Origin of the sequence: Streptomyces calidiresistens, from assembly GCF_014141525.1 — a bacterium.
GTDB classification, from domain to species: Bacteria; Actinomycetota; Actinomycetes; order Streptomycetales; family Streptomycetaceae; genus Streptomyces; species Streptomyces calidiresistens.
In genome coordinates this window covers 1-7,220 of the sequence record NZ_VKHS01000213.1, presented here as the reverse complement: position 1 = coordinate 7,220, position 7,220 = coordinate 1, and the positions used below count along the sequence as shown (strand labels likewise).

Below are 7,220 nucleotides of genomic sequence, written 5' to 3'. Positions count from 1 at the left end.
GAGCCGTGCATCTCATCGAGCGGGTCGCGGGATACCTCGACCTCCCGGCCGCCCACGGCGTGGCCTGCGAACGGGTGGAGTCCGCCGATCCGGGGCGGATCGTCTACGAGGACTCCGTACAGGTGGTTCGTGAGGTTCCGGGGGACGGTTCGGGGGCCGCGGGGAAACTTCCCCGGGGTCTTCGCTCTCGCCAACGGCCTGGCCCGGGAGGGGCGGCTCTCCGAGGAGGAGCACCGGCTCCTCCGGGCCGCCAACGACTGGTACAACGCCGCCCATCCCGATCCCTCCGACACCCACCCCGGGGCCCACGACCACGACGTGCACCCCGGTGCCGCCGCGTGGTTCAAGCCGGGAGCCGTGCATCTCATCGAGCGGGTCGCGGGATACCTCGACCTCCCGGCCGCCCACGGCGTGGCCTGCGAACGGGTGGAGTCCGCCGATCCGGGGCGGATCGTCTACGAGGACTCCGTACAGGTGGTGGCCGTCCCCCGGGGATGAGTCGCCACCCGGACCCGGGAGGCCGTCAGCGGGTGACGCCTCCGGCCACGGCGCGCGGCTCCCGGTTCCCCTCGGTGGTCCAGCACGAGCCGCGGCGGGTCGTCAGCTTCCGCAACCACAGCTCCGTGGAGACCAGTTCGGCGACACCCTCCAACGGCACCGGCTCCCCCTCGGCGGCGGCGCGCAGCGCCCGGCGGACGACCCTGGCCTCGACCAGGCCGGCGTCGGCGAGCAGGGGGGCCTCGAAGAGGTCGATGAGGTCGCCCAGCGCGGTGCGCAGGCCGAGGCGGGTCGCCTCGACCTGGAGGGCCCGGGCCGGGGCGCCCCAGCCGGGCGGCAGCTCACGGACGCCGGCGCCGGCGAGCACCTCCCGCAGGATCTCCGGACGGGCGCCGGGCTGTATCCGCAGCGTCTCCGGGAGCAGGCGGCAGGCGCGGACGACGACGTTGTCGTAGAAGGGGGCGTGCAGGCGCTGGTGGTGCAGTTCAACGGCCTGTTCGAGCACCCGGTGGTCGGCGGCGCGGCGGACGAGCGCGGCCCGGGCGCGCTGGGCGCCGGGGTGGCTGTCCCGGCCGGCCGGCCGGGAGCGGGTGGCGGCGGCCTCCAGGCGCAGGGAGACCTCGGCGAGGGTCTCGCCGGTCAACCAGCGGGCCGCCGGGCCGGGGAGGGCCCAGCTGAGGGAGGCGCCCAGGGGCCCGGCGCCGGGCGCGCGGCGGCCGGTGGGCCCGGCGCCGAAGGGGTCGGCGAACGGATCGGTCGGGTCGGGCCCGTCCGGACCGGCGTGCCGCAGGCGGGCGGCGGCGCCGGCCACCCCGTCCCGGTAGGGGGTGCGGGCGAGCCGGCGGGCCGCCCGGTACAGGGCCAGGGGCGCCGCGACGGAACGCCCCCCGTCACCGTGACGGAGGGCCATGAGGGTGCGCACGAGGTGCCGGCGTTGTCGCCCCAGGACCAGGTCGGCGAGGCGGGCGGGGTGGGCGTCGAGGACCTCGCGGGCGCCGTGGCCGACGAGGTGGTCGGCGCTGCCGGCGGCGAGGCGGGCCCGGTGCCGGACGGCGGTCACCAGGGAGGGCGCGGGCTCGTCGGTCAGGCGCATGGTGTCGAGGTCGAGGCCGACGAACGGCAGGGTCTCCATCCCGCCGGTGACCACCACGTGGTGCAGGCGGGGGTTCTCGGCGATGGCGCGGGCGCGTTCGAGTTCGGCGGCCCGTGCCACGCGGGCGTGTTCGCCCTCGGTGGCCAGGTCGTTGAAGGTGACGGCGAGCAGGCGTTCGCCGGCGAGGGTGGCGCCGGTGCCGTGCACGGTGCCGGGCCGGCCGGGGAGGCCGGCGGCGAGGAGGGCGAGGGTGGCGGAGGCGGAGCCGCCGGAGAGGTCGGCGCCGACGCCGGGGGCCGGGTCCGTGCCGCCGCGGGCGGCGCGTCGGTCGGCGGGGCCCATGCCGGGGACCGGCCCGGGATCGGGCACGCCGGCGTGCCGGGGGGCGGCCAGGCGGGTGCGGACGGCCTCCACCAGGGCGTCGCGAATGCCCTCGATGGCGGCCTCGCGTTCCACCGGGGGCGCGGTGACGACCGTGGGCAGCGAGGGTTCGTAGTCGACGGTGTCGCGGCTGCCGCCCTCGCGCAGCACCAGGGCCCGGCCGGGTGCCACGCGGTGCACGCCGACGTAGGGGGTGCCGCTGCCCAGGGCCTCGGGGGTCTCGGGGCAGGCGAGTTGGGCGCCGAGCTGGTTGACGTCGAGCTGGGCCTCGGTGAGGTCGGCGAGCGGGAGGGCGGCGGTGGCGTAGGCGGTGCCGCCGGCCCAGCGGGTGTGGAAGACGGGGCGCGCGCCGGCGAGGTCGGTGGGGATGGCGGTGCGCCGACCGAAGCGGGCGACGGCGGTGTATCCGCCGGGCCAGGTGGTGAGTTGGCGCAGGGCACCGGCGCGGGCGGAGATCAGGGCGTTGCGCAGTTGGGCGTCGGTGGCGCCGCAGTAACCGAAGACGGCCAGGTGGGTGTCACCGTCGGCGTGGACGAGGCGGATCTCGTCCAGGCGCCAATCGCCCACCGCCCAGAGCGGGTCGGGGCCGTCCCAGACGAGTTGGGCACCGAGGGGCCTCACCTCCTCGAGCGCCGTCGCCGAGGCGCCGCACCACCCCACCAACCACCGCATCGCCGCCTCCCCCCGCTTGAGTTGTCGAGCCCGCAGGTCACGGGCGCTCGAAGGGCGTGGTGTGCCCATGCTGCCACGGGAAGGGCGCGGGCGGGGTATTGGGGGGAAACCGCAGGAAGGCACGGCGAGGCGGCCGGTCCGCGCGCGCCGCGCTGAAAACCGGCTGTTTTCGGCCAAAGTCCGTTCGGAGTCGGCCTTCGACGCCCGGGGCGGGAGGGACGCCCGGGGTGTCGTGGCCCGGGAGACGTCCCACGTCTCCCGGGCCCGAACCGCCGTCCGCGGGGATGGGGACGACGGCTCCCCGGCCCACCGGACGCCCGGAGCGCGGCGGACCGACCCACGCGGAATCATCCAAACCCGGCGGGTCGCTCCTGCTAAGAGCGCACGGACGGGCGCACGGCCACACGACGGGAGCACATCCCCGTCGACCCCCCGCGCTCGGACGGACGGCCGCGTCGCGCCGGGGTGTTCGAGCGGGACCGGATGCGCCCGGCTCGTGAACCGGCGCCCCGTCCACCCCGGGGGGACGCACCGCCGGGGACGAGGACCGGCCATCCCCGTACAAGCCCCTTAACGGTCAGAAGGCACCGAACTACGCTGGGTTGGCGGAATATTGGGGAGCGTCCCGTGCCCGACGCGGGGCCACCGATGGGTGTGTCAGGGGTGCGCGCATGTCCAGGGAGTCACGCGGACCGAACGAGAAGCTGGGCGCCGTCCTCGCTCTCGCCGGCATGAGCAACGCCGGGTTGGCCCGCCGGGTCAACGACCTCGGCGCACAACGCGGCCTGACGCTGCGGTACGACAAGACCTCGGTGGCCCGCTGGGTCACCAAGGGCATGGTGCCCCAGGGCGCGGCACCGCACCTGATCGCCGCGGCCATCAGCAGCAAGCTGGGGCGGCCGGTGCACCTGCACGAGATCGGGCTGGCCGACACCGATCCCGCCCCCGAGGTGGGGCTGGCCTTCCCCCGGGACGTGGAGGCGGCCGTGCGCGGCGCCACCGAACTGTACCGGCTGGACAGCGGCTCGGGACGGGGCATATGGCAGACCCTGGCGGGATCCTTCGCCGTGAGCGCGTACGCCACGCCCGCCGCCCGGTGGCTGATAACCCCGGCCGACCCGGCGGTGGGGCGCGAGCCCACCGCGGAGGGCGGCCGGTCCCGGCGCGCCGGCGGTGACGCCGCGGGAGGCGGCGGGGCGAGCGGCCCGAACGGCGCCGCGGGCGAGGCGACCGGTCCGACCGGCCCCCCCGGCAACGGGAAGGGCCGCGCCCGGTCCGACGGCCGGGGCCCGGGGCTCCCGGCCCGCGGCCTCGCCGGTCCCGGCGCGATCGGCCGGGTCGGTCACAGCGATGTCTCCAAGCTCCGCGAGGCCGCCGAGGAGGCCCGCCGCTGGGACTCCAAGTACGGCGGCGGGGACTGGCGTTCGGCCATGGTCGCGGAGTGCCTGCGCTCCGACGCCGCGCCCCTGCTGATGGGGCACTACAGCGACGAGGTGGGCCGCTCACTGTTCCGCGCCACCGCCGAACTCACGCGGTTGGCGGGGTGGATGGCCTTCGACACCGGACAGCAGGAAGCCGCCCAGCGCTACTACATCCAGGCGTTGCGGCTGGCCCGGGCCGCGGCCGACGTGCCGCTCGGCGGGTACGTGCTGGCCTCCATGTCCCTGCAGGCCACCTACCGGGGCTTCGCCGACGAGGGGGTGGACCTGGCGCAGGCCGCGCTGGAGCGCAACCGTTCGCTGGCCACCCCGAAGACCATGAGCTTCTTCCACCTCGTGGAGGCCCGGGCCCTGGCCAAGGCCAATGAGGCCGCCGCCTGCGGCGCCGCCATCGCGGCCGCCGAGAGCGGGCTGCAGCGCTCCCGGCCCGGCGACCCCGACCCGAGTTGGCTGGACTTCTACGCCTACGACCGGCTCGCCGCCGACGCCGCCGAGTGCTACACCGATCTGCGCATCCCCCAGCAGGCCCGCCGCTTCAACGAGGAGGCGCTCTCCGAGCCCACCGAGGACTTCGCCCGCTCGCACGGCCTGCGGCTGGTGGTCAAGGCGTTCGCCGAGTTGGAGGCCGGGAACCTGGACGCGGCCTGCGACGCGGGCAACCGCGCGCTGCGGGTGGCGGGCCGCATCTCCTCCGCCCGCACCACCGACTACGTGCGGGCCCTGCTCGAACGGCTCGAACCGTACCGGGACGATCCCTCGGTGAAGGAACTCCGGGAGGCCGCCGAACCGCTCCTGGCCGCTTCGGCATGACCTCGCACATGACAGCGGCAACCGTGCGCGGAACGCGCCGGCCGCCGCGGTGAGCCGGCCCGGGCCGGGGGCGCCTTCGGGTCCGGCGGGGGCGCGCGGCCGGCACGACGGGCGGGGCCGGATCCGGGGGAAGCGGAAGGAGCGACCCCGTCCACGCGTCCGCCGGGTCCCCGGCCGTCGGTGGCGCGGCGGCGTCCTCGCGCAGCTCCGCCTCCTTGTACCGACGGCAGTCGCGGTGCCAGCGCAGGATGCCCGACAGCCAGTGCTCCAGGTCGGTGACGTAGGCGTCGAGGACCGCCCGGGCCTCCTCGTCCAGGTCGAAGTCGTCGTACAGAACGGGGAGTTCGTTGCTCGCCACCAGTTGGAACTGCTCCAGCCGGGACTCCATCAGGGCGTGGGTCATCCGCAACGCGGTCGGGTAGTCGCACCCGAAGAAGTTCTGGGCGACGAGCACCGCGTTGTGCACCTCGCCCTCGTACTCGATCTCCTTCTGGTAGGAGAAGACGTCGTTGAGCAGGCAGGCCCAGTCGGCGGCCGAGTTCTCCAGGGAACGCATCGGGCCGCTTCGGTGGATCGCCTCGGGCACGCGCTGCCCGTGGCCGAGGCGGCACAGGCTCATCGTGAAGTCCGAGCCGAAGGTCAGCCGGCGCATCTCGATGTAGTCCACCGGGTCGGGCACCCGGTGGGCCGCCCCGTTGTCCAACTCCCACAGCCAGCTGTCGACCATGTCCCGGAAGGTTCGGCGGAAGGCCCGGCGCGACTCGATCGTCATCGGCCCGGCGGTGCGCCGCCACAGGTCCGCGAGGCCCCGTTCGAGGGCGTTGGTGGGCTCGGGGGTCGCCGAGGGGTCCTCGATCGGGGTGAACAGCTTCAGCCGGTCCGTGCAGGCCCGCGCGCCCGCCGGGTCGCCGGTCCGCCCGAAGACGGCCGGGTAGTAGTCGTCGCCGTAGGTGCCCCAGGTCAGCCAGGCGGAGGTGATGTCCAGCTGCTCGGGCGTGGCGTCGGGGTGGATGCCGGCCGCGCACAGCGGGAAGTCGTAGCCGGCGAGTTTCGCGCGGCTCCACACGTTCGAGCCGGGCACGCCGGGCTGGGCGCGCAGCATGCCCATCCGCTCGCCCCACTCCACCGTCTCGCGGCGGGCCGCCTCCAGGTGCGGGCTGAGCCGGGCGGTGAACGGCATCCGGAGGTCCGGGATCACCGAGGGCCCCACGGGGTGCGGCACGTGCGCGTGCCGACGCAGGCCGCGCGCCCCGGTGACGGCGCTGCCGAGCGTGGTGCGCAGGGTTCCGGCGAGGTCGGCGGCGGAGGTGCCGATGCCCGCGGGCCGCAGCCAGGGGGCGGCGCCGCCCGCCCCGGCGATCCCGCCGCCCCGGGTCGCGGCGGCCCCGCCGTCGTTCATGTACCGGCTGGAGCGCAGGTGCCACTCGTGGCCGCCGGCCTGCCAGTCCTGGAGCCCCTTGGCGTAGGCGAGGACGGCGGCGCGCTGCGCCGGGTCCAGGCCGTGTTCGGCGAACAGCGGGGTCAGCTCCGTCAGCGCGGTGTGCTCGAACTGCTGCACCCGGGAGGTCAGCAGGTCGTTGACGGCCTCGGCGGCCTCCCCGGTGGAGCACTTCAGGAAGGTCTCCATGACCAGGACGCCGTTGCTCAGCTCGCCCTCGTCGCGCACCTCCCGCTCGTAGGAGAAGAGGTCGTTGCGCAGGTGGACGGCGTCGGAGAAGGCGTCGCGCAGCACCCGCAGCGGGCGGGTGTCGGCGACCGCCTCGGGAACCTCGGCGCCGGCGGCGAACTCCACCAGCCCGGCCGACCAGGGGGCACCGCCGACCTTGCGGCGCATCTCGATGTACTCCAGGGGGTTGGAGATCCGGCCGGCGTCGATGTTGGCCAGCTCCCACAGCGACTCGTTGAGCAGGTTCTCGGTGCTCCGGACGAATCGGCGGCGCCAGGCCGGGGACATGGCGGGGACGGTGCGCGCCCACAGGTCGGCCAGGCCCGCCTCCACGGGGTTGGTGGGCTCGGGAAAGCCCTCGGCGGGGTCGAGCGGCATGAAGCGCGGCAGGCGTTCGAGGTACGCCTTGCCGGCGGTTCGGTCGCGGGTGCGCTTGAAGGTCTCCAGGAAGTGGTCGTCGAAGAAGAACACCCACACGTACCAGTCGGTGACCAGGGAGAGCACCTCGGCCGCGCAGTCGGGGTGGGTGTAGGCGCACAGCAGGGCGTAGTCGTGGGCCTCCAGGTCGGAGACGGACCAGATGCCGGAACCCTCCAGCATCCCCATCCCCCGGGCCCACTCGCGGGTGTGGCGGCGGGCCTCCTCCAGGTGGGGGTTGAGG

Annotated in this window: 3 protein-coding genes and 1 pseudogene; 2 read left to right on the top strand and 2 right to left on the bottom strand. The window is 75.4% G+C overall.

Annotated features, from left to right (window positions below; all coding sequences use genetic code 11):
• Positions 1-129: 129 nt before the first annotated feature.
• On the top strand, positions 130-498 hold the full coding sequence (locus FOE67_RS11315; RefSeq protein WP_323384722.1) for a hypothetical protein: 369 nt from the start codon (positions 130-132) through the stop codon (positions 496-498).
• 25 nt (positions 499-523) lie between these two features.
• On the opposite strand, the gene FOE67_RS11310 is transcribed toward FOE67_RS11315, so the two are convergent.
• Positions 524-2,644: an asparagine synthase-related protein gene (locus tag FOE67_RS11310; RefSeq protein ID WP_182663179.1), complete on the bottom strand. Its 2,121-nt coding sequence runs from the start codon at positions 2,642-2,644 to the stop codon at positions 524-526.
• A gap of 671 nt (positions 2,645-3,315) precedes the next feature.
• Between FOE67_RS11310 and FOE67_RS30350 the strand changes: the two genes are divergently transcribed.
• Positions 3,316-4,893 carry an NsdA family TPR-like regulatory protein gene (locus FOE67_RS30350; RefSeq protein ID WP_182663177.1) on the top strand — a complete coding sequence of 526 codons (1,578 nt, stop codon included), beginning with the start codon at positions 3,316-3,318 and terminating at the stop codon, positions 4,891-4,893.
• A 142-nt stretch (positions 4,894-5,035) separates the two neighbouring features.
• Here the strand turns inward: FOE67_RS30350 and FOE67_RS11300 are convergent.
• Positions 5,036-7,220 (bottom strand): annotated as a pseudogene (locus FOE67_RS11300) (terpene synthase family protein); the annotation flags it as partial.

Bases quoted from the DNA above. Each gene is read 5' to 3' on its own strand.
- FOE67_RS11310 (WP_182663179.1), bottom strand. From the start codon at position 2,644: ATGCGGTGGTTGGTGGGGTGGTGCGGCGCCTCGGCGACGGCGCTCGAG.
- FOE67_RS30350 (WP_182663177.1), top strand. From the start codon at position 3,316: ATGTCCAGGGAGTCACGCGGACCGAACGAGAAGCTGGGCGCCGTCCTC.